At 51.2% G+C, this 25,057-nt stretch carries 25 protein-coding genes; 13 read left to right on the top strand and 12 right to left on the bottom strand.

All coding sequences use genetic code 11. From position 1 onward, the window contains the following. Positions 1–788: 788 nt before the first annotated feature. The 4 genes from AC2215_RS22110 to AC2215_RS22095 all read right to left on the bottom strand — a co-directional run bounded on the left by AC2215_RS22110 (position 789) and on the right by AC2215_RS22095 (position 5,246). Positions 789–1,433: a class I SAM-dependent methyltransferase gene (locus AC2215_RS22110; protein ID WP_486812179.1), complete on the bottom strand. Its 645-nt coding sequence runs from the start codon at positions 1,431–1,433 to the stop codon at positions 789–791. Positions 1,434–1,651: 218 nt separating this feature from the next. After that, positions 1,652–4,468: a CHAT domain-containing protein gene (locus AC2215_RS22105; protein WP_486812178.1), complete on the bottom strand. Its 2,817-nt coding sequence runs from the start codon at positions 4,466–4,468 to the stop codon at positions 1,652–1,654. 114 nt (positions 4,469–4,582) lie between these two features. Then, on the bottom strand, positions 4,583–4,927 hold the full coding sequence (locus AC2215_RS22100) for a HepT-like ribonuclease domain-containing protein (RefSeq protein WP_486812177.1): 345 nt from the start codon (positions 4,925–4,927) through the stop codon (positions 4,583–4,585). Continuing rightward, positions 4,914–5,246, bottom strand: coding sequence for a nucleotidyltransferase family protein (locus AC2215_RS22095; protein ID WP_486812176.1), 333 nt, complete (start codon positions 5,244–5,246; stop codon positions 4,914–4,916). Before AC2215_RS22095 ends, AC2215_RS22100 begins: the two co-directional genes overlap by 14 nt. Positions 5,247–6,072: 826 nt before the next feature. On the opposite strand from AC2215_RS22095, the gene AC2215_RS22090 reads away from it, so the two are divergent. Both AC2215_RS22090 and AC2215_RS22085 read left to right on the top strand, forming a co-directional pair. Then, positions 6,073–7,917, top strand: a complete 1,845-nt coding sequence (locus AC2215_RS22090; RefSeq protein ID WP_486812175.1) for a DUF5942 domain-containing protein — start codon at positions 6,073–6,075, stop codon at positions 7,915–7,917. Next, on the top strand, positions 7,917–8,135 hold the full coding sequence (locus AC2215_RS22085; protein WP_486812174.1) for a hypothetical protein: 219 nt from the start codon (positions 7,917–7,919) through the stop codon (positions 8,133–8,135). The genes AC2215_RS22090 and AC2215_RS22085 overlap by 1 nt, the downstream gene beginning before the upstream one ends. Positions 8,136–8,605: 470 nt before the next feature. Here the strand turns inward: AC2215_RS22085 and AC2215_RS22080 are convergent, their stop codons facing one another. The 7 genes from AC2215_RS22080 to AC2215_RS22050 all read right to left on the bottom strand — a co-directional run bounded on the left by AC2215_RS22080 (position 8,606) and on the right by AC2215_RS22050 (position 14,763). Then, positions 8,606–9,205 carry a hypothetical protein gene (locus AC2215_RS22080; protein WP_486812173.1) on the bottom strand — a complete coding sequence of 200 codons (600 nt, stop codon included), beginning with the start codon at positions 9,203–9,205 and terminating at the stop codon, positions 8,606–8,608. Then, complete coding sequence (locus tag AC2215_RS22075; RefSeq protein WP_486812172.1) at positions 9,202–9,876, bottom strand: M23 family metallopeptidase; 675 nt, start codon at positions 9,874–9,876, stop codon at positions 9,202–9,204. Before AC2215_RS22075 ends, AC2215_RS22080 begins: the two co-directional genes overlap by 4 nt. Beyond that, positions 9,863–10,123: a hypothetical protein gene (locus AC2215_RS22070; RefSeq protein WP_486812171.1), complete on the bottom strand. Its 261-nt coding sequence runs from the start codon at positions 10,121–10,123 to the stop codon at positions 9,863–9,865. The genes AC2215_RS22075 and AC2215_RS22070 overlap by 14 nt, the downstream gene beginning before the upstream one ends. Before the next feature lie 3 nt (positions 10,124–10,126). Continuing rightward, a complete protein-coding gene (locus AC2215_RS22065) occupies positions 10,127–10,723 on the bottom strand; it encodes a hypothetical protein (RefSeq protein WP_486812170.1) in 597 nt (198 codons plus the stop codon). Between the two features lie 307 nt (positions 10,724–11,030). Further along, the gene (locus AC2215_RS22060; RefSeq protein WP_486812169.1) at positions 11,031–12,980 is read right to left on the bottom strand and encodes a hypothetical protein; all 1,950 of its coding nucleotides are present in this window, start codon (positions 12,978–12,980) and stop codon (positions 11,031–11,033) included. Next, complete coding sequence (locus tag AC2215_RS22055) at positions 12,970–13,917, bottom strand: hypothetical protein (RefSeq protein WP_486812168.1); 948 nt, start codon at positions 13,915–13,917, stop codon at positions 12,970–12,972. Before AC2215_RS22055 ends, AC2215_RS22060 begins: the two co-directional genes overlap by 11 nt. A gap of 597 nt (positions 13,918–14,514) precedes the next feature. Continuing rightward, complete coding sequence (locus AC2215_RS22050; protein WP_486812167.1) at positions 14,515–14,763, bottom strand: helix-turn-helix domain-containing protein; 249 nt, start codon at positions 14,761–14,763, stop codon at positions 14,515–14,517. A 334-nt stretch (positions 14,764–15,097) separates the two neighbouring features. Here AC2215_RS22050 and AC2215_RS22045 point away from each other — a divergent pair, with 334 nt between their 5' ends. From AC2215_RS22045 to AC2215_RS22035, 3 genes are all read left to right on the top strand, one after another. Further along, entirely contained in the window at positions 15,098–15,469 is a 372-nt protein-coding gene (locus AC2215_RS22045; RefSeq protein WP_486812166.1) for a VOC family protein, read from the top strand. A 5-nt stretch (positions 15,470–15,474) separates the two neighbouring features. Next, on the top strand, positions 15,475–16,569 hold the full coding sequence (locus AC2215_RS22040) for a DUF2817 domain-containing protein (protein WP_486812165.1): 1,095 nt from the start codon (positions 15,475–15,477) through the stop codon (positions 16,567–16,569). Between the two features lie 430 nt (positions 16,570–16,999). Beyond that, a complete protein-coding gene (locus tag AC2215_RS22035; protein ID WP_486812164.1) occupies positions 17,000–17,239 on the top strand; it encodes a hypothetical protein in 240 nt (79 codons plus the stop codon). Between the two features lie 307 nt (positions 17,240–17,546). Here the strand turns inward: AC2215_RS22035 and AC2215_RS22030 are convergent, their stop codons facing one another. Beyond that, positions 17,547–18,020: a DUF4332 domain-containing protein gene (locus AC2215_RS22030; RefSeq protein ID WP_486812163.1), complete on the bottom strand. Its 474-nt coding sequence runs from the start codon at positions 18,018–18,020 to the stop codon at positions 17,547–17,549. Positions 18,021–18,086: 66 nt separating this feature from the next. Between AC2215_RS22030 and AC2215_RS22025 the strand changes: the two genes are divergently transcribed. The 8 genes from AC2215_RS22025 to AC2215_RS21990 all read left to right on the top strand — a co-directional run bounded on the left by AC2215_RS22025 (position 18,087) and on the right by AC2215_RS21990 (position 24,788). Next, entirely contained in the window at positions 18,087–18,611 is a 525-nt protein-coding gene (locus AC2215_RS22025) for a hypothetical protein (RefSeq protein ID WP_486812162.1), read from the top strand. 730 nt (positions 18,612–19,341) lie between these two features. Continuing rightward, positions 19,342–21,357, top strand: a complete 2,016-nt coding sequence (locus AC2215_RS22020) for a protein kinase domain-containing protein (protein WP_486812161.1) — start codon at positions 19,342–19,344, stop codon at positions 21,355–21,357. 236 nt (positions 21,358–21,593) lie between these two features. Further along, a complete protein-coding gene (locus AC2215_RS22015) occupies positions 21,594–22,130 on the top strand; it encodes a phycobiliprotein lyase (RefSeq protein ID WP_486812160.1) in 537 nt (178 codons plus the stop codon). Positions 22,131–22,789: 659 nt separating this feature from the next. Then, positions 22,790–23,308: a C-phycocyanin subunit beta gene (gene cpcB / locus AC2215_RS22010; RefSeq protein WP_486812159.1), complete on the top strand. Its 519-nt coding sequence runs from the start codon at positions 22,790–22,792 to the stop codon at positions 23,306–23,308. Positions 23,309–23,390: 82 nt separating this feature from the next. Then, positions 23,391–23,879, top strand: a complete 489-nt coding sequence (gene cpcA / locus AC2215_RS22005; protein ID WP_486812158.1) for a C-phycocyanin subunit alpha — start codon at positions 23,391–23,393, stop codon at positions 23,877–23,879. A 308-nt stretch (positions 23,880–24,187) separates the two neighbouring features. After that, positions 24,188–24,412: a phycobilisome rod-core linker polypeptide gene (locus tag AC2215_RS22000; RefSeq protein ID WP_486812157.1), complete on the top strand. Its 225-nt coding sequence runs from the start codon at positions 24,188–24,190 to the stop codon at positions 24,410–24,412. 49 nt (positions 24,413–24,461) lie between these two features. Beyond that, entirely contained in the window at positions 24,462–24,641 is a 180-nt protein-coding gene (locus tag AC2215_RS21995; RefSeq protein ID WP_486812156.1) for a hypothetical protein, read from the top strand. 9 nt (positions 24,642–24,650) lie between these two features. Next, positions 24,651–24,788: a hypothetical protein gene (locus AC2215_RS21990; RefSeq protein WP_486812180.1), complete on the top strand. Its 138-nt coding sequence runs from the start codon at positions 24,651–24,653 to the stop codon at positions 24,786–24,788. Positions 24,789–25,057: the final 269 nt, after the last annotated feature.

Below are 25,057 nucleotides of genomic sequence, written 5' to 3'. Positions count from 1 at the left end.
TTCCGGATGGGGGTTCGATGGTATCGGAAATCGTAATGGTAGATGCACCCTGATTCTTACTTTCCCAGCTCATCAGAGCTGGATTTTTTTTGCCTGAAAAAGGGAAACGTTCCGGAGTGCGATCGCAAACCACCGGAAATCGTAATAGTAGATGCACCCTGATTCTTACTTTCCCAGCTCATACGGGCTGGATTTTTTTTGCCTGAAAATCGGGAAACGTTCCGGAGTGCGATCGCAAACCACCGGAAATCGTAATGGTAGATGCACCCTGATTCTTACTTTCCCAGCTCTTACGGGCTGGATTTTTTTTGCCTGAAAATGGAAAACGTTCCGGAGTGCGATCGCAAACCACCGGAAATCGTAATAGTAGATGCACCCTGATTCAATACTTTCCCAGCTCATACGGGCTGGATTTTTTTTGTCGAAAAATTGGAAAACGTTCCGGAGTGCGATCGCAAACCACCGGAAATCGTAATAGTAGATGCACCCTGATTCAATACTTTCCCAGCTCATACGGGCTGGATTTTTTTTGTCGAAAAATTGGGAAACGTTCCGGATCGCGATTGAAAACCACCGAACATCGTAATAGTAGATGCACCCTGATTCTTACTTTCCCAGCTCATACGGGCTGGATTTTTTTTGCCTGAAAATGGGAAACGTTCCGGAGTGCGAGGCGGCTGCAGTTGTCACTTTGGCACTCAATCCGGGTGGGCAAAGCATTTGGAGAGTCAAGATGTCGTTGTTTCTCGAAAACATTGCCCAAATGCTTGCGCCCCGACAGGGAACGGCTAAATGCGATGGGCGATCGCAGCGTAGAAGGGATCGCCACCGCCAGCCCCCAGCCATTGGAGGATATTGGGGGCATTAGAAACGCGGGCGATCGTCTCGGGTTTGGAGAATCCCGGTATGGCTTCAAAATATCGCTTCACTAACGCCACCCGATCGCCTTCGGAACCATCTCGCCACGCCTGAATTGCTTTTTGATAGAACATCCGGTTGGAAAAGCTAATAATGGCGATGCCACCGGGTTTGAGAACGCGGTGAATCTCGGCAAAGACTTTTTCGGGATACTGCAAATACTGGACAGAAACGGTGTTGAGGACGGCATCGAAGCTTTCGTCTTCCAGGGGAAGTTGGGGATTTTTGTTCAGGTTTTGGACGAAATAGCGATCGAGTCGCGGATTTTTGGCGAGTTCTTCGGCGTTGAGTCCGTGTCCTTCCACCCAGCTAAATTCCACATCGTCGGGAAGATGGGACACCCAACTACTCATCATATCTAGGATGCGAGTTTGGGGTTGGAGGCGTTCTCGATACAGGTCGGTTAGCTGTTGGATGAAGCCGTCGTCAACGTGGGTGACGAAACGGGGATAGTCGTAAAATTGGGTATCGTCGGATTCGTCGAGTTTGGTGCGTTGGGTGGGTTGGAGGAGCATAAACGGGCGATCGCGGATTAAATCAACTGCATTAAATTTTATAAAAAATTATTGACAAAAATCAATAATTACTGACTAAAACTCGTGTTTGCAAGCCCATCTCAACCAGCAAGTCGTAGGGTGGGCAGTTGTGACGATCGAAATTTAACCTTTGTATCAATGCTCAACTGCCCACCGACACCCACTAAAACTTCAAGCAATGGGTAAGGAAAACGCGACTACAACCCATTACCAATCAGAATAAACGGGGCCCAGTAGTAGGGGTGACTCAAACGTTGTCCAACCTCCGACGGCAAACTTTCGGCGAATACAAGTTCGATCGCATCTCCCCGCGAATCCCCAACGGCGCTATAATTTCCGGTAACTAGTGCCATTTGTGCCTGCCGCAGCGCCTCCGCCTTGGTCATATTCTGCTGCAATCCGCTGTAAAAGGCATTCATCAGCACTTGGGTTCCCCCATCATCAACAATCCACAACGAGGCGATCGCCGCTCTTGCTCCGGCCGATTGGATTTGGTAGCCTAAACCGAGAATCTCCTCCCCATTTCCTAAATTTCCCCCCAACCCAGTTTCGCAGGCGGAAAGCACCACTAAATCCACGTTCGTCAGACTCCAGGTGGCGATATCCCGCAGCGTCACCCGTTCTCCATTGCCAAAGAGGATAAACGACTCATCTGGCGTTCCCACCACAAACGCGCCGTGGGTGGCCAGGTGTATGGTGTTGTAGCGGTTAAATTGGGGAACGGCATCGGGGGTGAAGTCGGTATCGATGAGTTGGGTGGTGGCGGGAACGGTATCGGCGAGATTTTCTACTTCCACCCCGGCAAAGGGCAATCCGGAAAAGTTAAAGGCTTGTTCGCCGATGTTGAAGCTGTAGAATCCGGTGGTAAACGCACCGGCGAGAACGTTCAGTTGCGGTTGCGGTTCGGTGTCCAGGTCGGTGAGGGAGTAGGCGGTAATATGGTTGATGCGGTAGCGCTGCACCAGCCAGTTTTCCCCGTCGTGTAAGGCTGCTAGGGGAATGTAGCGCAGTTGTCCGTCGGGACTGTAGATAATCGTTTCGGCGTTCGCGGCTTCTAGGTCGTTTTCCAGGGGTTCGATCAACCACTGATAGAGTTGTTGGGCGGGAGTTTGGATGTTGGAGAGAGGTCGGTGCGGTCGCACGATCGCCTGTCGGAAGTCCAAGATCGTTTGGCTGAGTTGTTCTTTGCTAACGTTCACCGTGCGGCGAATGGGGGGAGAGTCGGGAGTGGTGAGGATGAGTTCGAGGCGATCGTCCAGGATGAGAGGATAGAGGAGGACGGCGTTTTGTTCGAGGTTTCTCAGGTTATCTTGCAAACCGTTGAAGTCTCCCATCCGCAGGAGTAAATCTTGGCTGAGGGTTTCGGGACTGCGCTGGGTGACTAATGCCAGGACTTCCTCGGAACGGGTGAAGTTGTTGAAGTCTTGGCGAATCTGACCTTGTGCGTCGGTAAGTTCGGCCAGACGTTGTTCTTCGGCTGGGGTGAGGGTGTCTTTTTGCTCAAGTTGGGACAGTTCTTTGCCGATTTCCACGGCTTTGTCGAGGATGGCTTGATAGCGATTCCAGGCTTCTCGTTCGGCTGGAAGATTGGGTAATCCTTGGTTCGTATTTTCGTTGCCGCGCACGTTGCGGAGGTAGTCGTCGAGTTCTTGAACTTTGAGTAAGTCGAGGACTCGTTGTGCTTCGAGGATGCGATCGTTTTTCAGGAGGAGGTCGGCTAAACCTCGATACCGCTCGGAAACAGTGCCGAGATAAGAGTCTTGTAGTTCTTGGGAGAGTCCCTGAATATCTTGTCGAATCGACTCTGCAATATTAATCGATTGTTTGTAGAAGAGAATTGCCAGCTCCGGTTGATTTTGTTCTTCTAGCAAAACACCGATATTTTTGAGCGCGACACCTTCACTCTGGCGATTTCCGATATCTTGGCAGATTGCCAAAGACTGTTGGAAAAAATCGAGTGCCTTTTGGTATTGCCTGAGCTGGTGGTAAACAATGCCTAAATTCATAAGGGAGTTGGCTTCTCCTTGGCGATTTCCGATTTCTCGATCGATTGCCAAAGACTGTTGGTGGAAATCGAGCGCCTTTTGGTATTGCCTGAGCTGGTGGTAAGCAACGCCTAAATTCCCAAGGGAGTTGGCTTCTCCTTGGCGATTTCCGATTTCTCGATCGATTACCAAAGACTGTTGGTGGAAATCGAGCGCTCTTTCGTATTCCCCTAAGAATTCGTACACAATGCCCAAATTTCTGAGAGCATTACTTTCTCCACGACGATCTTCGATTTCTCGCTCGATCGCCAAAGACTGTTGGTGGAAATCGAGTGCTTTTTCGTATTGTCCTAAGGATGCGTACACAATGCCCAAGTTATTAAGGGTATCTGCTTCTCGGTTAGAGTCTCCAATTTCCCGAGTAATGGGCAAAGATTGTTGGAAAAAATCGAGTGCCTTTTCGTATTCTCCAAGAGAGAAGTAAATATTACCCAAGTTCCCGAGAATACTACTTTCTCCGTAACGATTGCCGATTTCCCGAACAATAGGCAAAGAGCGAGCAAAGAATTCGCTCGCTCTTACATATTCTCCTTGCTGAAGGTACGCAACACCCAAATTATTGAGAGAAGTTGCCTCTCCGTAACGATTGCCGATTTCCTGAAATATTACCAAAGATTGCTGGTAAAGCTCGCTCGCTCTTGCATATTCTCCGATCTGATCGGAAATAATACCTAAATTATTCAGAGAGTGAGCTTCTCCATTGCGTTGGCGTAGCCTTTCCTCGGGAGCCTCGCCAATTTCCCGATAGATTTCTAATGCTTGCTGGCATGATTCGATCGCCGCTTCATACTGACTGGTTTGCCATTGCTCGATACACAACTCCAAAAAGCGATCGGCTTCTGTTTCTAAATTTTGACTCGTGTGCGCCTCCCCTGCGTCAATTCCCACTCCCCGAACCGATAGTGGTACTGCCAGAGACAGCAGCAACGCCAGTAGGGAAATGCCAAACAACTTGAGGGAAGGTTGCATCGAAAATATTCTTAACGGTCATGCGATCGACTTTACCGCGATCTAGATCTGGTGAAGGTTAAGTTCTGCACTATTTTGAGTAGGAACGATCGGGCTGATGAAAATGCCTCCATTTTAAGTTTCTAAAGCAATAATCACTTCGAGTTCTTCTATCAATGGTGGTAAGTCGTGAGTAACAACTTCCCAGACAATATCCAAATCGACTTCAAAATATGCAGGGGTCAAACGATTTCGCATTCCCACCATTTGTCGCCACATCAGTTGAGGATGCTTCGCTTGGCATTGGGCAGAAACTCGGCTTGCCGCTTCGCCAATAATTTCAATTTCCTTGACAATGGCTAACGTTAGCATACGATTATTGTCTAAATCTTCTCGCTTACTATTGCAGACAAAGCTAACCGCTTCTCTGGCGGCATCTCGCATATGTAGTAATCGAGTGCGATCGTCAATTGCGGACATATTGTACCCAGGCTTCAGCTAAAACCCGATCGCGAATATAACGACTTAATTCGTTCGGCGTTCGCAAGTCTACGGTTCGCCCTCCCAACAGTTCTGAGAGTTCTTCCTGTAACGTGACGATTCTCAATCCCGGCGTTTTTCCCGACTCGAATTCAACTAATATATCGATGTCGCTTTCCGGTCGAAAATCCGATCGCAGCACAGAACCAAATAAGGAGAGTTTGAGGATATGGTTGTGCTGGCAAAATTGAGCGATGCGATCGTGAGGAATGGGGATGGGAAGTTTGGCAATTGGTTCGGCAGGAAGTTGGGCAGACATGGCGACGTATTACTGATACTTTCTTCAAGATGAAATCGAATCCGTTCGGACATTTTGTTCCCTTGACTTTTACTGCAAAATTGAAGGGGTGTAGAGAGCGGGTATTTTGTTTGATTGCAGAGGCGATCGCCCTTTGCCTCCTAATTTCGATCGAAATTTGTGTCGCGAGGGTCAATTTTTCCAGTTTTCAACCCCAAATTTACGGAAAATCGAGAATTTTTTTAACGAGGTTTCAAGGGTTTGAGGGCTGTGGTATACTCAAATTTAGCCGATACAAGGGCGAAGCTATATCAATTTATTGTACTTTTATCGATACGACCCAAAAATTTATTCTCCGTTGTACTTTCGCCAACATCCAGTCCAAAGAGAGCAAGGGATGGCTTCGCGAGAGTCATGGCAGCGAATGGGAATCGATTCGATCGATTCTATTGTAGTGAAGGGCGATCGCCGACAACCCACCCAAGCTCCGTTTTTTCCCAAATGAGCTAAGGTTAGATATAACTTTTACGGACGGCATTTAGGGATCGAAGTCGGCAGTCTAGCCTGGATTATTCACAACGCCGATCGTAAATGCTTGAAACCCTTAACAGTCATTGAATTCGGGAATTGTCGCTCGATGACAAACTGCCCTCGGGGCAAAACTCGCCAATCGACTGATACTGAGGTCTTTCGGCTGTTTGGAGAATGTTCTCATGAATAATGCAGGCTAGAGTACGATAAATTTCCCAGTCGAGTACGCTCGTTTTCCAGAAAAGAATCGATCGGTGACTGAGTTCTCGACCCTCAATGCTTGCCTTGTATATTGTGCGATGCGGAGTCGGTGGCGATGAAAAAATTTTTGTTCGCGTGTTTATTTTGTATTGGCTTGGGTTGGGCGTTGTTCAATTTTAAAGGACTCGCAACCCAAGGAACCTACGATACGTTAGTTCTCGATTTCCGGGAAGACGTACCGATGGCGCAAATCGATCGAACCCTACAAGAAATGGTCGATCGATATAATGTCAGTCCTCAGTTAAATAGTGAATTTTCCGGGGGCGATCGCCTGTACGTGATTCGCGGCGACAGGCTTCTTCTCGATCGACTCCGCAAATCCGATATCGCCGATTTAACCGAGTACATCGAACCCAACTATACCTACGGACTGCCCGAACCGATCGGGGAAAATTCCCTCTCCTCCGCAGGTTCGACGGCGATCGCCAATCCCACCCTCAAAGGCCCCAACGATCCGATGTACAGCAAGCAGTGGAACTTGCAAAACATCGACATCGAATCGGCGTGGCAGGAAACCCAGGGTGAAGGCATCACCGTCGCCGTCATCGATACGGGAGTCAGCCAAGTCCCGGATTTGAAGGAAACGGAATTTGTCCCCGGCTACGATTTCGTCAACGATCGCGCCGCTGCCAATGACGATAACGGCCACGGAACCCACGTTGCCGGAACCATCGCCCAATCCACCAATAACGGTTACGGGGTTGCTGGCATTGCCTACCAGGCCAATATCATGCCCCTGAAAGTCCTCGGCGCTAGCGGTGGCGGAACCACGGCCGATATTGCCGAAGCGATTAAATTTGCCGCCGACAATGAAGCCGATGTCATTAATATGAGTTTGGGCGGGGGCGGCGAAAGTTCTGCGATGAAAGAGGCGATCGCCTACGCCCGCAATAAAGGGGTCGTTATCGTTGCCGCAGCCGGAAATGCCAACCGCAACGCCGCCGGTTACCCCGCCCGCTACGAAGGCGTTATCGGCGTTTCTGCGACCGATTCTTCCGCCGAAAAAGCCCCCTATTCCAACTTCGGGGCTGGAGTCGATATTGCCGCCCCCGGAGGCAACACCAAAAATGGCGAAGCGGGAGGTATCCTGCAAAATACCATCGACGGGCGATCGGGAAATAGCGTGTTTGCCGCCTTCCAAGGCACGAGTATGGCTTCCCCCCACGTTGCCGGAGTTGCCGCCCTCGTCAAAGCCAGCGGCATCGAGAATCCCGATGAAATTGCCCAAATTTTGAAGGAATCGGCACGACCGGTTGCGGAAGACCCCCTCAACCACTTTGGTGCCGGACATCTGGACGCTGCCGCCGCCGTGCAAATGGCCGAACAAGGTCAAATTACCTTCCGCGACTTTTTCCGCTGGCTGGGTAAAAATGGCTATCTCAACCTGCGCTTCTGGTTCGACGGCGGTGCGGTTGCCCTGCTGCCGAAAGTCTTGATGGTGTTGGGTTCCTACCTGCTGGCGTGGTTCCTGCGTAACTATTTCCTCTTCCGTTGGAGTTGGCCGCTGGCTACAGGATTAGTTGCTGGGAGTTCCGGACTGTTCTTCCTCAAAGGCTTCTACATCTTCGACTTACCCCAATGGCCGATGCGCGTCATGGGCAGTTCGATTCCCGAATTGGGAACGGCAATTGGCGGTAGTAGCGCTCTCAATCCCCTGTTTGCCAGCGTGTTAATTCCTTTGGGTTTAGTGGCCCTGTTCCTGGGACTGCCGAAATGGAAGTGGTTTGCGATCGGGACGACATTAGGCGTGACGGCGTGCTTAGCAGTCAGTGCGGCGATCGATCCGTCAGTGTTGTGGCTGGGTGAAGGTGCAGTGGCCCGAGGCTTCCTGCTGCTTAATTCCCTGCTATGTTACGGTTTAGCCCGACTCTCTCTACACAGTGCAACGGAGGCAAGTTAATGATAGTAGAAGGAACTATCGAGCGGATCGAAATCGGCACGGGAACCTGGGCTTTAAACGCCGAGGACGGAACCTACGAACTCGACGGCAGCGCCCCGAATGACCTACTCAAGCCAAATCTGAAGGTGAAAGTCGAGGGTCGAGTCTTAGAAGATGTGATGACTCTAGCAATGATTGGTCCGGTACTGGAAGTAATTAGTTTTGAGGTTCTGGGATAAGGAAATTGGGAGGAAGAGCGTCACAACTAACTCATTGATAATTGTTCGCTCTCCCCCTGCCTCCCTTGTACTCCAAAGCCTCCCCTGTCCCTTCGACCGCAGTTGACGATTGGCAGGAGGAAGAATAGAGTAGGGGGAATTCCACTGAGATATCGCACCCGCAAGTTATCGATCGACGCAAATCGAACATCTCCAAAAAGGCGATCGCATCTCAAAATTGGCAAAAAAAACCCAGCTCGTCAGAGCTGGGAAGGTTATCAATCAGGGTGCATCTACCATTACATTCTTCTGAGATTTGCTTCTACCGTCCGGACGTTTTGCGTCTTCGGGCAAAAAAAATCCAGCTCCTGGGAACTGGGAAGGTTTTCGCTCGGGGTGCATCGACTGCAACGTTGTTCCGACTTTTTTCTAGAGTTCTGGAAATTCGTTCGATCGAGCCACCCAACTTTATTGCCTACAAAGCATCTATATCAACGCTTCAGCGCCTTTTCAATTTCAGACATCCGTCGCCCCTGGTCGTGCTTGACAAAACTGACATCGTTCCTCAACCCTGGCGCGTCGAGTTTGCCCTCGGGGGTAAAAAAGGAGTTCACTCGGGCTTCGATAATCGCTTCTTTCTCACTTAGCCCTTTTGCTTTCGCGTCCTGAAGATGTTCTGCATAAACAGCAGCCGCTCGCGGGGCTTGGTTGTATAAATCTGCGCCGCCGAGGAGTTCCAATGGGGTCAAATCGGGTTCGTCGGTGAGGAGTTCGCCGGCAAAGTTACGAACCCGTTCGAGTTGCAATCGATCGGCCTCTTCGGGATTTCGCCCATCCACCTGATTGCTAAACGTTCCTTGGTTTCTCGCTCCGTTTCCCGGATCGATGTGGGTGCGCCAAATCGCCGTTTTCCCCCCATCCACCGTCCGGGTTCCTTCTGCCATACCGATGGCAAGGCTACCTAAACTATCGGGGGTGGCAAATAGCTCTCGAACTTGACCGGGGAGAATGGGACCCGAAGGCGCGGCTAGGGCAATACTGGCAACGGTCAAACTCACGCACCCCGTTGCAATCCACTGATATGAATTCACTTGATGGCACCGACAATCGTTTGTTCTAAATATCGAAAACTGGGATCGAGTAGTTCTTCATCCCGGTATTCTTCCCAATGCAGGTGCGGCCCGGTGCTGTATCCCGTATTTCCCGAGAGGGCGTAGACTTCCCCGGCCGTTTTCGTTCCCGGCATACATTTTTCCAGATGCAGGGCGCGGAAACTGAACTTACTGCGGGAAAGTTCGATGAGTGCCATATTGCCGCCGACGGCTGAGGTGCTACAGGTAATTTCGGCGCGGGTGGAACGACCATCGCTGGGGACGTAGAGGGGCGTGCCGATGGGAAGGGCGACATCGACGCCGTAATGGGCTCTGGGGCGACCTTCCCAAGTCCGACAGTCTTGGGTTCCTTTGGACGGATCTCGACAAGGGAGAAAGGGCGCCGAGACTTCGTAAGCACCAACGGCATCACCGCGTTTGAGGGGGCGTTCTTCCCCTTGAGGCAACTGGGGCATACGAAACCCCGGCGTTCCCATCCACGCCCAGGCGATCGCTGCATCGGCCCAACTGTTAAAGCGGGGGACGACCACGATCGCCATCACCAGAAAGCAAATCATCGCAGCGACTAGATCGCCTCGACGATATCGATCGCGTTCGGCTTGCTCGATTTCCCATTGCTTTTCGGGGGAAAGTTCTTTAATAACTCTCACGGGTGCGGTTCCAGTCTACCAAGGTGGCTCCTTGGGAATCGTTAAACTCGGTCGAATCGACCGTAGGGGAGGCTTCCGACGGGGGTTCCGTCGCAAAGACATCGGGTCTCCCCTCTAGGAGATCGGCAACAAAGCGCTCGGCTTCAGCTTTCCCTAAGACTTCCCCGTGACCGGGGGTGGCTAAATCGGCTGCCAGAAGACCTAGGGCAACAACGATTAAGGTTAGAGACAGAGGGGAGAATTTCATGGCCTACTGACCTCCGATGGTGGAAAAGTTAACCGTGGTTACCCCTCGGGAATTGGTTCCGGGAATGGGAGGCTCGGTTGCTTCGGGAGTCGTCAGGTTGGGCAGTTGCGGGTTTGCGGGGGTGGCGTTGACCGGAGTGTAACGCCCTTGAATCGCATTATCCAAATTCACTAGAGAGGCTTTGTAAGCATCTCCTCCGCGATCCCACAGCACCTGTACCGTTTGACCGGTGGTTTGCAAACCGACGTTGACGCTGGGGTTAATCCAGTTGACGCCAGCGGAATATCCGGCATCGGTAAAGGGATTGCCCGTGGGTAAGGGATTTTGATTCACTCGCGAGGCCATGCATCCACCAAAGAACATAAAGCTGGCAGGAACCCCCAGGTAAATCACAGAAGATTTAAGAGGGCGCATGGGGCAAAAACGCCAGCGGCCGTGAATGCCCAACCAGGGAATATTGGCGCCGATGGGCATTAGAGACCCGAGGAATCCGGTCACGATTTTCCACGGGGTATCGAAGCTATCGCTGTAATGTTCGGGGTCGGCTTCGCGAACGGGGCGGACGATGGTATCCATCGTGTCGTATTTCGGTTTGCGCATGAGTCTTTCACCTCACTTGAATCGGCAATAGGAGGATATGGGCCGTCTGTACGAATTTCCGAGCTGATGCGACAGAATTAAAACTGAATGTTTTTGAGGCTAGACTTCGATTTTTCAGAGTCGCTCGCCAAATCTTCAGTCTTTGCCACCAATACCTCAAGCTTAATTATGTAGCACTAACCGTACGGAGTTGTAAAGAGCGGTTTGAGCCTTCACACCACTGTCTCGAATCCCAGGGAATTCGGCAGCTCGCACGAAGACAGGTCAAAGTTTTTGGTTCTCCCTTAACTTACCAGAGTCAGGGCATTTATTTGTCTAAATAAGATTGAAATTGTGCGACGACATCTGTCGATCGATATTTGCGCGTCCCAGACTGTAATCCCGACTTGATAACGGTGCGATATTTTTGGGAGTCGGTGCATTTGACGACGGATTTAATCAGACGACTGGCGGAGGTTTCGCCACTGGCTACGGCTTCCTGGATTCGCTCGAATACATCAGTCTCTATTGGCTCGAAAACCTTCTCCTCTTGAGTTTTGGGACCTGTGGTGTCTTCTGTCTCGACGACAGCAGCTGGGGTGAGGGGTCCAGACTCGAAGGGGTTCTCCCACGTTCCTTCGGCGAGATCGATGGGCTCTTCCGCCTCAATTAGCTCTAAGGTCGGGGTTTCCGTCATTTTGACATCCATCGCATTTTTTTGATTGGGAGCGACTTCATCGTCGGTCTGCGCCTCGGAAAATGCCGATAGATCGACCCAATCGAGCCACTCTAAATCCGGCACTTCTTCAACGCGAGCGCGATCCCCTGCGGTCATCAAAAGCGGACATTTGACACTTTGCGATCGAACGATCGCCTCTTGAGCTTGTTCGGTCAGCTGTTGGCGACAAGCGGCATCGGGCAGCAAGTGGGGGGATTCGAGCAAGCTCGATAGCATTTCGTACCGTTCCTGACGGGCGAGGGCCGCAATGGCGAAATTCTCCCCAAGCTGCGGGGGGAAGCCAAACTCTTCGCAGCGGCAACTGCGAACGCTCAAAATCAGGTGAATACCATAGTCGAGACCTTGCACCACCAACCGTCCCATTTTGTAGAGTAAGTCGGGATAAAGGGCTTGCCAGCCGGGAGTGCCGTTCATGTTGGCATCGAGCTGTCGGGCGCGATCGAGAATGTCGTTCCACTCGTCGAAGACAAAGTAAGCTTTGCCCTGGCGGTTGCGGGTGCCGATGGCGTTGTCGAGCAGGGAAATGGCTTCGTCGATCGCTTCGAGGGCCGGCTGCAAATGTCGATCGGCGAGTTTCACGACACCGGGCATCTTTTCCAATCCCAGCCAACCCGCAGCAGAATCTTTACCATCCACCACTCGCACCGTTGCATTGGGGTAAATCTGCTCGATGCCCCAGATAATGGCGCGCAGGGTGTAACTCTTTCCCCCTCGGGATAAAGATGCGATGGCTGCGTGCTGGGAAGACTCGTCGCGGGTAACGGCTTCGACGATATCGCTGACGATACCCAGTGGGAGCAGGGGAGAGGGGATTGACGAGGACTCAACTCGCGGAATTTCTGGAGTGATGGTTTCGCGGACGATCGGTTCGGCTTGAGGGATTTCGGGGATGGCACTTTCGCCGACGATCGGTTCGACCGAAGGCGTTTCGGGGATGGCACTTTCGCGGATGACTGGTTCGGCCGAAGGAGTTTCTGATGTGACGGTTTCCCGAAAGAGCGGTTCGGCTTGAGGGATTTCGGGGATGGCACTTTCGCCGACGATCGGTTCGACCGAAGGCGTTTCTGAAGCGATGAATTCGCGCAACACCGGCTCGGCCAAAGGCATTTCTGATGTGATGGTTTCGCGGATGACCGGTTCGACCAGAGGCATTTCTGAAGCGATGGGTTCGGGTGCGAAGGCTTCAACGGGGGAATCGATCGGGGGAGGCGGCGGCGGTGCGGCAACCGGTGCTGGGTCTTCCGTTAAAGCCAGGGGCATTTCAGACTCGATTTTCGACTTGGATGTGCCCGAGGTCCCGGCAAAGGCATAGGCGGCCATTTGCGCTAAACCCAAACCCACCATGCCAAATCCCAGACCTTTGATGAGGGGTGCGCCGGGAATGGGAACCTGGGCGGGAACAAATAGCTCTCCAGTGAGTAGGGTATTCAGAGACGCATCGGGAGGGGTGTAGGGAACGGTAACGTTACCGACGTTCACCATAACAATGCCCGCACCGATGGAAACCGGACTCAACCATAGGGGAAAATTAGTCTTCATTGCTTTGACCTTCACGCACCTGTGCACCATTTACATTTTCGGCATCCGTGCCATCGGTTTCGATGGCGTTCTCGCTGGGGACTTCGCTAGGGACGCTTTCTGGGGCCCGATTGCCGTTGATTCGATCCCAGTAGCGCTTGCCCGATTCCTGAGTTCCTAGATAATCCACAACTCCTTGTAAGGATAGGCGATTTTTGATCCCATCTAGGTATAAGGTTCCCAGTTGGCTGTGTTGGGCAAAATTGAGGGAAAATTCTCGCCGGGGATATTCAGCCCCCGCCCGCAGGAGACCTTGCCAGCGAATCAGATTCGCACTGACGACTTCATTACTCGAGACGTCTCGCCGCCCCACTTCTTCTCCTGTGGCGGTATCGATTTCGACCAGGACGTACTTACTGTCTCCAGAAATGGCTGCCGACATTTCCGGTAACACTTCTGCTTGGATGATGCCTTCTCCACAGGCGAGTTCGTGTCGCACGGGGGCGACGTTGCAGTTACTTCCGGGTTCGGTTAACTCAGCTTTCAGGCTTTGGGCGGCGTGCAGGGTTTCGTTTTCGATCGCCATCTGCATCAAACTCATCCGCTCGGGACTGGGATTTTGGCTTAAGTCCCAAGCGGCAACGGTGGCGCGGGTAAAATCCGTGAGGCTGTTATACTCGCCGGCCCAGGCGTTTTGCAGTGCCATATCGTTGGCCTGCTGGTTGGGATTGATGGTTAGGGTGCTGGTGGGTTTGGCCGGGTTGAGGGTACTCACCGCGAGAAAACCTCCAGTCACCAAGGCGGCAACTCCAAAGAGGCACTTGGCGCGGAAGCTACCAGCCCTCCAGTCCGAGTGTGCCCAAAGCTGCGCGAAGGTTACGGTTTTGGATCGGGTGAGAAATGACTCCGAACTGCTTTCGGGGATCGGTGGGTTGGTGGGTAAGGTGGGTTCAGTCATAGAGCTGAGGATGAGTAACGATCGATTGCGCGCTCGCGGGTGGCTCCACATCATCCACTCGTCAGGAAAAGAAGTTTCTGTAATGTCGGCGTGGGGATGAGGTCGATCGCGCAAGGGTCAGTTTTGGGGGCACTGGACTGCGATAACTGACGATGGGAATCAAGCGGGTTTTGCACCACTGCGATCGTCGCCGAATCGCTGCCCCCTTGATGGTCGCGACCCGTTCTCAGGCGAGCTTCTCTCGAGCGGAGTTGCGATCTCCTAAATAGTACAACAACCATTGGCACTCCGACCCTCGACCGAGAGCGGGAAAGTGAGGAACTCAGATCGCTATCGAAGGTGACCGGTCTATTGCGCTGCGAACGGGTCACGTGGGATTGGGCAAATATTATGGGCAAATAATATAGCGGTCGCGACATTGAGCGCGGACAACGCCAAACAATTGTGTAATCTGGCTGGAGTCTTCCCCCCTGCGCTCGTTGCCCCCCTCGGCCCCCGAGAGCTAACCTTCACGAGTGTCCGCGCTAGCTAGGCAACGGCTATATTTAGGGGCTTTAGGGACGAGGGTGCGATCGCGACGATTTCAGCCCGATCGTGTCACGGCGCTCGTCGAAGACCTCCAATCTCTGTTTTCAAACTCGGTTCGCTCGTACCCAGCAAGCCCCATTTTTCTGCGAGTTCGGCCGCCAGTCGACGGGCTTGGGTAGAGGGGTTGCGCGACCCCCCCATCCAGTACTGCACCGTACGTTCGGAGACTCCCATATAAGCAGCAAAATGACCCGTTGTCATTTGCGATCGATGTAAAAGTTCGATGGGGTGAATTTCCCGGATTTGCTGTTGCTCCATCTCGATGGCCCGTTTGATCTCTCGATAGCCCCGGCAATATTTACATTTGCACGGGGGTGGTTTACGAAGGTTTAAGATTCCACGACTCCGATACCTGCATGGCTGACGGCGATCCCATTGCTTGGGGGCGATCGCGCGAAAAGCCGATCCTCAAATCGAATGAATCGCCCGAACCCCAACAAATGAGGGTGCCGCTCCAAATTCGGATCGGGTCAATGGGATTATAGTAGTTATACATCGGGCGCGCACTTCGAGCGTTAGATAGGATGCAAACTTTGCTCGACTCTACTGCTCGACTCGAAGGGTGCGGGTGAATCAGAATCACGATCGAACCATGGAATTAAAACGACTCGGACACGTTGCAATTTGTGTCAAAGATATTGACAAATCAGCAGTGTTTTACCAACAGCTGGGAATGGAATTGGTTTGGCAAGATGCGGATTGGGCTTATCTCAAAGCTGGTACAGATGGCTTAGCCCTGCTCGGTCCCGGTTACAAGCAAGCCGGTCCCCACTTTGGATTTGTCTTTGACGATCGCGCTGCCATCGAGACCGCTTACGAACGGCTCAAAACCGAGGATGTTCGCCTCACGGAAATTCACGAACATCGCGACGGTACTGCATCGTTTTACGGTCGCGATCCCGATGGCAACTGGTTTGAATACCTTTACGAACCGGCTGCTGTTGCCAGTGCCGCTTCCAATTAACCAACGTGCCGGACGTAACCAACCCGTTTTCCCCCGATTACTTCAGCGCCCGCAGCCGCTTTCGAGATCTCGCAGATGCCTGCGGTTGCCAACTCGAACCTCATCCCATCGACGCAACGGGTCCTGGTGGAGAGGTCTTGACCCTGGATATGGCGCGGCTGGGGGTCGCTCATCCCAAACGGGCGATCGTGGTGTCGAGTGGATTACACGGGGTAGAAGGTTTTTTCGGTTCGGCCGTGCAGGTAGAACTCTTGCAACATTACCTGCCCGGATGGATGCCTCTAGCGGCAGATACGGCGATCGTGTTGCTGCACGCTGTTAATCCCTATGGCTTTGCGTGGCGGCGACGGTGCAATGAAGATAACGTCGATCTCAATCGCAACTTTCTCGTTCCTGGGGAAGCTTATACCGGCAGTCCCCCTCATTATGGAGAATTGGATCGTTTCTTCAACCCCCCATCGCCCCCGTCTGCCATCGATCCCTTCTTTGCAAAAACCTTTGCCCTCGCCTTGCGTCACGGTATCGCGACCCTCAAAGATACCCTTCCCGTGGGACAGTACGATTATCCCAAAGGATTATTCTACGGCGGCGATCGCCCCTCCCAAACTCAAAACATTATTGCCGCGAATTTGCCTCGCTGGATTGGTGGTGCCGAATCGATCGTTCACATCGACTTACATACGGGGTTGGGGAAAAAGGGAACCTACAAACTCTATCTGGGAGAATCGAGTCAACCCGCGCGGGTGGAATGGTTAACCTCGAAATTTGGCGCGGATGTGGTGAAAGTCTCCCAATCCGGGAGAACCTCCTACCAACCGCGAGGAAGTTGGGGGAACTGGTGTGGGCATACTTTTTCCCCATGTTGCTACGACTTTCTGTTGGCAGAATTTGGCACGTACCCGGTACTCGCGGTGGTGAAGGCACTGCGGGCAGAAAATCGCGCTCACTGGTGGGGAGAACCCGGTCAGCCCGCTTACGAACGGGCGAAACAGCAGTTGGTGGAAGCTTTTGCCCCAGCCGATGGGATTTGGCGCGAACGAGTGGTCGCAGCCGGAGTCAATTTGGTTCGGCAAGCTTTGGCGATCGCATGCTGTGCTTGAAGTCGATTGAAGCTTCCGTAATTTTATTGAGGCTGTTTTTAAAAATTTAGTATTTTTACGCAGATGACGTTTAAAATTTGTGTAAATCTCGAGGTTTTATAAGAGATTTTTGGAGACACAATGATATTTCTTATGCTAGGTTACGATTTCAAAGTTCGTGACTTTTTGTCTACTGTCTTGAGTCTCTTGTCTGATTGAAAACCGAAACCTCAAACTGAGTTAACTCTCTTAAGCGATGAATCCGATCGAATAGAAGGATTTAGGGATGATTCGTTGTTGCAGCATGAATAACCGACCCAAAACTCCGTTGAAGACTCTGAAAGTTCGAGATTAGACTGAAAATTCTGCATTGCTGCACTCATTTTTATCTTGCTGGAGTTAAACAAGATTGAGGGAATTGCTATTTTTACGGAATTGGGAAGACGACGCAATGACTACATATTTTTATCGCTACGATCGAGTTCTGCGTGGCACGGGAGAAGTGGGAATGTTTGCGGTAGCCGATCGAGTGCTCGCCGATCCGAGTTTTGATTGGTTAGAACTCTCCGCCAACGAAGCCCAAACTCTCATCGATGCCGTCAAAATTGAAGAATGGCTCGAAGAGGATTCCTACGACAGCTTCAGAACTCGGAAACCATCGACAATCGATCGACCGCCTCAGCTTCGTTAACCTGAGTTGACCCTCGGAAGCGAAAGACGCATTGGCTGTCATAATTTAGCTGGGAAATTTACATCGGATTTATCCGTATTCGATCGAATTTCCAAATTGTAAGCATTTAGCTATTTGCGCTCGGCTTTAAATTAGCTCGAAGACATGAAATCTAAGCAGATTCGTTTACCAAAAACAATCGATTATTTCAGATAGAAGAATTTCGCTTCGCGACATAAAACGCGCGCGATTTCTCTGGAGTATCGCCAAAAAGGCGAACCTGTTGTCTTTAAAAGCCGATGGCTAAATGCTTACAATAAAATTCACCCTAATCCGCCCATTCGATCGACCAGTCGCTGTAGTTCTGAGTGGAGCGAAATTGAGGTTCGTGGGTGGAAATCGATAACGTTTGACTAGCTTTAGCTTGGGATATCCAGGATTCTAAGGCTGATAACGTGGGAAGTACCTTCACTAATTGTAGGTGCTGGTTAATTTGGATGAGTTCTTCGTGAAGGTCTTTGGGAAAGCAACGTTTGAGTTCTTCGATCGAATGCACCCCAGCAGCCTCTAAAAGTTTGATGTATCCCGTACCGATGCCGTTAATTTGCAATAACTCGCCGATTTCAATGCATTGAACGATCGTGTCGCGATCGATTCCCGTAATGCGAGTTAACTCCGCCCGATCGATATTCGATGCTCCTTTATCCAACAGTTGAGAAACCGTGGTAATCCCAACTCGGGCGAGTTTGTTCGCGTTATCGGGGCTGACGGATTCAATGTTATCGAGGGGGTATTCGGGCATAATAGGAGCGATCGGTTAGATCTGCAAGCAATCTGTTATCGATCGTACCAGGTCGATCGCTCAAAAATGAAAGATAAATTTTGCTTCCCCAGGCGACAACTGAGTTGGATAATGCTAGGGTTCCTCTCAACACTGGCACTTTCGGCATGTCGCGATGTGACGGTTACGCGCTACGAAGCCACCGCTCTGACGACTTATACTTGGACGGTGAAGTACTACCGCGATGCCCAAAAAAATCGGTGGCGCATCGAAGAGTTTGGTTCTAATTCTCTACTCAACATTAATGGCGAGAAACCCGCAGACGGGGCTGTTTTAGAGGACGATCTGGGTTTGTGGTGGCCCCAACTTCCCCTCAAGCCGGGGATCGACGAAATCGAACAGCGCAGTAAACCCAACGAAATTGCGGATTCTGCGGACTTATTGAAAACGGTAGACTATCAAATTGCCTTCGATCGCGACGGGGAATCGGTAACCCTGGGGGCAAACTCGCAGGTGTATCGTCAAGCGGCGCGATCGCATCCCTACGGCAAAGCCCTAAAACTGACACTGGGGGCCCAGAAGAAGGCGGTGACTCACGCAGAACCTCAGTAATCAAACCTTGTCAGGCGATCGCCGATCGCTAGTGCAGCGCGGCAGAAATAAGTACCCAGTTCTCAACCGCCCAAAGCTATGCATAGTAAACCTTTTTAAGGTTTCGCGCATTTTTAATTCTGCGTAGCAGCACTAGAAGCCTTTCAGAGCAAGGATTAGATGGAGAGCGAACCAAAAACGATTTGAACGCCAGAACCGATGCTTCGTCTGGATTGTCAGGCTAACTGATGACAGACCATAGCTTCGTCTGGCAAGTTTTTGGCTGACGGCGGAGTGTCGATCTCTCGATCCTCTGCGCGCTATCAATTGAATTGTTCCTTAAGCTCTGAGCCTCTTCCTCTAATTCTTGCGATAATTCTTTAGCTTGGATGATTTAACGCCAGTTCGGGTTAAAGATTGTCTAGAGGTGGGGCGGTGAGGTGGATTCGCCTCATGTGTGGAAAGGGAGCTTTTTACATTGGGGAAAATTTGTCAACGGAGGCAGTTCTATGAAATTCCATTCTCCCGACACCCTATACCCCACAACCGGTCACCCCATCCTCACCGGAAACTGTTATCCCGCGCCTGACGTTCTTTAGCTTCGATAATTGACGAGTCAGTGAGATCGTCGATTCGCGCTTTGCCAGTCTAGGAGAAATTTCGTCAAACTAGAGCAAGACAGATTAAATTTTTTCGAGATCCCATTTTTTATTTACATCTTTATTGACAGGCGCGCGAGGCGCGATGAATTATGGCAGCCAATATCCTCAACAATCGCTATCGCATTTTGCAAACCCTCGCTGAAGGCGGGTTCGGGCGAACCTATCTCGCGGAAGATACCCATATGCCCTCAAAGCGGCGATGCGTCATCAAGCAACTCAAACCCATCACTCAAAATGCGCAAACGCAACAATTGGTACAAGAGCGATTTCAACGGGAAGGGGCGGTGTTGGAGGAGTTGGGGGAACACCACCGACAGATTCCTCAGTTATATGCCTATTTTGCAGAGGGGGGAGAATTCTATCTGGTGCAGGAATGGGTTGAGGGCAGCACTCTCACGGAAACCGTGCGCCATAACGGGCGTTTAACGGAGACAGAAGTGACGGCGCTTCTCGCGTCGCTACTGCCAGTGCTCGATTTCATCCACAGCCGCCACATTGTCCACCGAGATATCAAGCCCGACAATATCATCCTGCGGGCCAGTGATGGCGTGCCGATGCTCATCGATTTTGGGGCGGTGAAAGAAGCGGTCAACGCGGCCGGGGTCGGTAGCAAAGCCTCGATCGTCATTGGGACTCCCGGATTTATCGCCTCGGAACAAGCTGCCGGACATCCCACTTACGCCAGCGATCTCTACAGCTTAGGGCTAACGGCTATTTTTGCCCTCTGCGGTAAGTTTCCCCAGGATTTGACTCAGGATGGAAGAACGGGGGAAATGCTGTGGCGGCAGGATGTATCGGTCTCGAACGCGACCCTGGCGGCAGTTCTCGAGCGCAGTATTCGTCACTCGACGCGCGATCGCTTTGCCTCGGCAGAAGAGATGCTGGCGGCGTTGCAGAGTGGGATTCCCAATGCGGGGATTGCCAACGCCGGACAACCCGAGCGATTTTCGACGATGCCGACGGTGGCGGTCTCTCCAGGAATGCCAACGCAACCCAACGCTCCTTCCCCTGGGACGAAACCTACCGTTCCCGTGGCATCTCCCAAGATAACGTCTCCCGATGCGATCGCTCCCGTTGCGGGTTCCAATACCGTCGGGGTACAACCCAAACGAGGCGGAATTCCCGGTTGTTTGCTGTGGGGATTGGCTATTGGAGGATTCCTGGGTGCGGGATGGGCTTTAGCAGGGGGATTTTTGGGTTCTTTATTTGCTCCAGAGTCTCCCACATCCGAACCAATTTCGAGTCAACCTGTGCCGGAAACTGCACCACCGGCGCGACCAACTCCCAAGCCGACTTCCAAACCGACGCTGTCAACGCAACCAGAACCGCCTTTGGAAGTGCCGTCGGAAATAGAACCGGAACCGTCTTTGGAAGTGCCGTCGGAAACAGAACCGGAACCGCCTTTGGAAGCGCCGTCGGAAACAGAAGCAGAGGCTTCCGTTCCGGAGGAAACTTCGGACATCCGACGCACTCCCGATGTGGATGTCGCACCAACGCCCGCACCTGAAGAAGAGGAAGCAATCCCCACACCCCCCTCGGAATCGGACACTGCCCCACCCGTTCGGGTTGAAGAACCGGTTGAAGAAGAGGTCTCTGAATCGGAGACTCCAGAGCCCGAGGGGACGCAAGAGGAAGTGGCAAGTGCCCCATCCCCGGATGAGTCTTTCGAGGGAACCGCCAACGCATCCATTGAGATACCGGGATTTGCGCCGGGAACCCAGCGCCGGGCGATCGAATTTGCATTGGGAGAACCTACCCGCGAGTCGAGTGGATTGTGGGGGAATACTCAGGCGGTTTTATATGCAGACCAAATTCCGGGACAGGTTGATTTGGGCTATTTGTTCGATCCGGGTTCGGGACGATTGCGACAAACGGAGGCGACGTTCGATCCATCGATGGATATCGAAATCCTCTCGGGAACGCTAGAGGATATGACCAGTAACAACCTGTCAACCCAAATCGAGAAGGGTTTGACAGCTGTATATCGGGGCAAGGTCGATCGATTTGATTTTACCAGCGGTCGTCGCGATCGCCTCAAAGGTACAATTCAGCGCTCTGAGGACGATCGCATCTATCTCGCCGTGTGGGAAGCGGATTTGCATTAAACTAAGGCGCGAACAAAGAGATAAGGGGGAAAAAGTAGAGAAATTGATGATTTCAGTCTAGAAATTGATGTGATTTTCGATCTTGTCATTTCTTCTAACGCTTCTCTATTGCCCACAGCCCACACCCCACTCGGTCAGCTTCCGGAGAATATGTTAAAATATGTAATAACAAATACGGATTTTGCATAAAAATTACCGCATTGTGATATAGACTACACAAATGAGGTTCGGTATATATGGGATCGTCCCTTCAAGCTCAGCAACTCTCGATCGAAAGTTTAGCAATCGATATCTTCCAACGCTCGGCAGGCAAGTGGAAGTCCACGCGACGTTATTACACCCTTAAACAAGAAACCTCTCAAGAGGTGGTCAGCTTCCTGGAAATTGAGTTTATCGAGTCAGGACATCCTTTACTTATCGATTTAGCCCAGCTTCATGGTTTAGAGGACGATACGATATTAATCTGCGGTAGCAAAGTCGCCTGGGAAAGCCACTACTGCGGTCCGGAAGGCAAACAAGTTAAAGGTTCGACCGTTTTCGGCGTCTTTGGAGATACGTTATATCGCGATCGCGGTTTTGCGACCTCAAAACCCGTCACGGCTCTGTTATCTTCCCCCAATCCCCAAAGCCTTTGTTTGAGAACGGAATACGGGGGGTCGGTGTTTGAAGAGGAGATCAAGCTCGTCGGTCGGCAGTACCGCACCCGTCAAACGATTATCTCGCGAGCGGGAGAGGAACACACCATTGGTCAATACCTAGAAAAACGGATTTAGTCCGTCTCTAATAAAAAGTAGGCGATGGAGAGTGATTCTCCATCGTCATGTCGAGCGTGCGATTGATGCCAGTGCGGGTTCAGAATGTTGAATGTTCGATCGTCGATTTCATTGAAATCGATCGCCTTGACACGTGGCACACCAGCAGAATGAGTTACCAACAATCGCAATGGGGTGAGGGATTCAGCCGATTCCTTCTTGGCATTGACGTAACGTATTGTTTCTATATGTAGATTTATCTTAAAAAATAAGTCGATCGAGTTAAGAAGGCGATCGGTCCCCCTCAAAGCTCAAAAACCCTACAAATATTGAGTTCTGACGGACAATACTTTGGCAGTTGATGGAAAACGCCCCAATTCTTAACAAGATGTAACAAATAAACGCCCGACCCCGTTGTATAAATTGGATCGGAAGGGTAAAAAATCCAGATAAGCCTCAAACTACCGAGATTTATAAGCTTCTCATATAGACATAAACTTTTCTCATGTTTATTTTTAGAAGTTAACCCGAGTGCTAGAACGTTTAGCAAAGCTGGAATTTCGGTAGATACTACTGTCTTGTTTGGATTGAAGTTCTTGTGGGCTTGCCTCAAAGAGCTGATGCCTGTTTAAGAAAACATCTTGAGTTTTGAATCTCAATCAAGTAGGAGATCGATACTAATGTTCGACGCATTCACTAAAGTCGTTTCCCAAGCCGACGCGCGGGGTGAGTACCTGTCCGCCTCTCAGCTCGATGCCCTCAGCGCCATGGTTGCCGACAGCAACAAGCGTATGGATTCGGTTAACCGCATTACCAGCAATGCGTCCACCATCGTTGCCAACGCCGCTCGTGCCTTGTTTGCAGAGCAACCCCAGCTCATCGCTCCTGGCGGAAACGCCTACACCAGCCGTCGTATGGCTGCTTGCTTGCGCGATATGGAAATCATTTTGCGCTACGTGACCTACGCAATCTTCTCCGGTGATGCCAGCGTCCTCGACGATCGCTGCCTCAACGGTCTGCGCGAAACCTATTTGGCTTTGGGAACTCCCGGTGCTTCTGTTGCTGCTGGCGTCTCGAAAATGAAGGATGCTGCTCTGGCAATCGTTGGCGATACCAATGGAATTACTCCTGGCGATTGCAGCAGCTTGATGTCTGAAATCGGAACCTACTTCGATCGCGCTGCTTCTGCGGTATCTTAAGCGATTGCCGAAGTTTTTTGATGAAGTGAAACACTTCACTTTTTTTTGACAAAGCCAACCCTTTAGAGAAATACCACAAACGATGAAAACCCCCATTACTGAAGCAGTTTCCGCTGCCGACTCCCAGGGCCGCTTCCTCAGCAGCACCGAAATCCAAGTGGCTTTCGGTCGTTTTAAGCAAGCTAGCGCTAGCTTGGAAGCTGCTAAAGCTCTGACTGGAAAAGCTTCTACTTTGGTTGATGGTGCCGCTCAAGCCGTGTACAACAAGTTCCCCTACACGACTCAAATGCAAGGCCCCAACTATGCTTCTACCGCTGAAGGTAAAGCCAAGTGCGCTCGCGACATCGGCTACTACCTGCGCATGGTCACCTACTGCTTAGTTGCTGGCGGTACCGGTCCTATGGATGAGTACCTGATCGCTGGAATCGACGAAATCAACCGCACCTTTGAGTTGTCTCCCAGCTGGTACGTTGAAGCCCTCAAGTACATCAAAGCCAACCACGGTCTCAGTGGCGACCCGGCTGTTGAAGCCAACTCCTACTTGGATTACGCCATCAATGCTTTGAGCTAGTTTTTCTGACTGGGAAACGGTAAAGAGCTACAGCGCAGAACTCGTAGTTGTTTGCAGTTTCAGCCCGGATCGAGCGAGAGCTACTAACCCAAACTTTGTAGTTGTCGCTCGATCCGGGCCATATTTATTTTTGACAAAAAAATAAAATACTTTAGGCGAGTCATGGCAATGACTACTGCAGCCTCTTGGCTTGGAATTTCTGCATTCAGCGAAATATCCAGAATCGAGCTTCGACGTAACTGGACTGAAGAAGAGCAAAAACTGTAATTCGTGCCATTTATTGTCAATTATTGGAAAACAAGCACGTCATGAATTCCGATTGCCTGACCAATGCTGAATCCCTTCTATGCGATCGCAGCATTATCATCAGGGATTTCGTTCGGTGCGTCGCTAAGTCAGAGCTATACAAGTCAAAGTTTTTCTACAATAACTTTCAGAATCGATTGACGGAACTAAACTACAAACATCTCTTGGGTTGCGCTCCTTACGATCGAACTGAAGTTGCATTTTATAACGACTTATATCACGCATGAGGAAACGACGCGGATATTGACTCGTACATTGACTCTGCCGAATATTGATATGGCATATGCTATAAGATATTACCATACTATCGCCGTTTTGAAACGCAACCGGGACAAAAAACCGTGGGTTTCAATTGCCTCTCGACTGGGGACTTCAGCCTTTAGCGAACCCCCCAAAGTCGAGCTGCGTCCCAACAGGTCGGCCAGTGAAGCTCAAGTGGCAATTCGCGCCATCTAACGCCAGGTTCTGGGAAACGATTACCTGATGAAATCAGAGCACCTCACGAGTTTAGAGTCTCTCCTGTGCGATGGCAGCATCTCGGTGCAGGATTTCGTGTGCGGCGTTGCTAATTGGACTTTGGACAAAGAGATGGCAGGGGGGTAGCTCAAGGAAGTGGCAATCGGAGAAATTGAGCAAAATGAAAACGCCCTCCGAGCGCTTAGGGATCTGCGGGAAAATAATATACCAATCGTAGGGGGAATGCGGCCGTTAACCCCTACAGCAAGTCGTTGGCAAGCAGGTCTCTTATTTTTGGGCAAGTCCCTTAGCTATATTTTGAGACGACACTCTCGAGGGTGTCGACGGTATAGCGGATTTGTTCTTGTGTATGAGTACAGGTCAAGAAAAAGCGCAAGCGAGCTGCATTTTGGGGC

It is taken from the genome of Zarconia sp., from assembly GCF_057467645.1.
This window is presented reverse-complemented; position numbering and strand designations above follow the sequence as displayed.

What these genes read in the sequence shown, in the direction of transcription:
- AC2215_RS22110 (WP_486812179.1), bottom strand. Translation starts at nt 1,433, where the DNA reads ATGCTCCTCCAACCCACCCAACGCACCAAACTCGACGAATCCGACGAT.
- AC2215_RS22105 (WP_486812178.1), bottom strand. Translation starts at nt 4,468, where the DNA reads ATGCAACCTTCCCTCAAGTTGTTTGGCATTTCCCTACTGGCGTTGCTG.
- AC2215_RS22100 (WP_486812177.1), bottom strand. Translation starts at nt 4,927, where the DNA reads ATGTCCGCAATTGACGATCGCACTCGATTACTACATATGCGAGATGCC.
- AC2215_RS22095 (WP_486812176.1), bottom strand. Translation starts at nt 5,246, where the DNA reads ATGTCTGCCCAACTTCCTGCCGAACCAATTGCCAAACTTCCCATCCCC.
- AC2215_RS22090 (WP_486812175.1), top strand. Translation starts at nt 6,073, where the DNA reads ATGAAAAAATTTTTGTTCGCGTGTTTATTTTGTATTGGCTTGGGTTGG.
- AC2215_RS22085 (WP_486812174.1), top strand. Translation starts at nt 7,917, where the DNA reads ATGATAGTAGAAGGAACTATCGAGCGGATCGAAATCGGCACGGGAACC.
- AC2215_RS22070 (WP_486812171.1), bottom strand. Translation starts at nt 10,123, where the DNA reads ATGAAATTCTCCCCTCTGTCTCTAACCTTAATCGTTGTTGCCCTAGGT.
- AC2215_RS22065 (WP_486812170.1), bottom strand. Translation starts at nt 10,723, where the DNA reads ATGCGCAAACCGAAATACGACACGATGGATACCATCGTCCGCCCCGTT.
- AC2215_RS22060 (WP_486812169.1), bottom strand. Translation starts at nt 12,980, where the DNA reads ATGAAGACTAATTTTCCCCTATGGTTGAGTCCGGTTTCCATCGGTGCG.
- AC2215_RS22055 (WP_486812168.1), bottom strand. Translation starts at nt 13,917, where the DNA reads ATGACTGAACCCACCTTACCCACCAACCCACCGATCCCCGAAAGCAGT.
- AC2215_RS22050 (WP_486812167.1), bottom strand. Translation starts at nt 14,763, where the DNA reads ATGGAGCAACAGCAAATCCGGGAAATTCACCCCATCGAACTTTTACAT.
- AC2215_RS22045 (WP_486812166.1), top strand. Translation starts at nt 15,098, where the DNA reads ATGGAATTAAAACGACTCGGACACGTTGCAATTTGTGTCAAAGATATT.
- AC2215_RS22035 (WP_486812164.1), top strand. Translation starts at nt 17,000, where the DNA reads ATGACTACATATTTTTATCGCTACGATCGAGTTCTGCGTGGCACGGGA.
- AC2215_RS22030 (WP_486812163.1), bottom strand. Translation starts at nt 18,020, where the DNA reads ATGCCCGAATACCCCCTCGATAACATTGAATCCGTCAGCCCCGATAAC.
- AC2215_RS22025 (WP_486812162.1), top strand. Translation starts at nt 18,087, where the DNA reads ATGAAAGATAAATTTTGCTTCCCCAGGCGACAACTGAGTTGGATAATG.
- AC2215_RS22020 (WP_486812161.1), top strand. Translation starts at nt 19,342, where the DNA reads ATGGCAGCCAATATCCTCAACAATCGCTATCGCATTTTGCAAACCCTC.
- AC2215_RS22015 (WP_486812160.1), top strand. Translation starts at nt 21,594, where the DNA reads ATGGGATCGTCCCTTCAAGCTCAGCAACTCTCGATCGAAAGTTTAGCA.
- cpcB (WP_486812159.1), top strand. Translation starts at nt 22,790, where the DNA reads ATGTTCGACGCATTCACTAAAGTCGTTTCCCAAGCCGACGCGCGGGGT.
- cpcA (WP_486812158.1), top strand. Translation starts at nt 23,391, where the DNA reads ATGAAAACCCCCATTACTGAAGCAGTTTCCGCTGCCGACTCCCAGGGC.
- AC2215_RS22000 (WP_486812157.1), top strand. Translation starts at nt 24,188, where the DNA reads ATGAATTCCGATTGCCTGACCAATGCTGAATCCCTTCTATGCGATCGC.
- AC2215_RS21995 (WP_486812156.1), top strand. Translation starts at nt 24,462, where the DNA reads ATGGCATATGCTATAAGATATTACCATACTATCGCCGTTTTGAAACGC.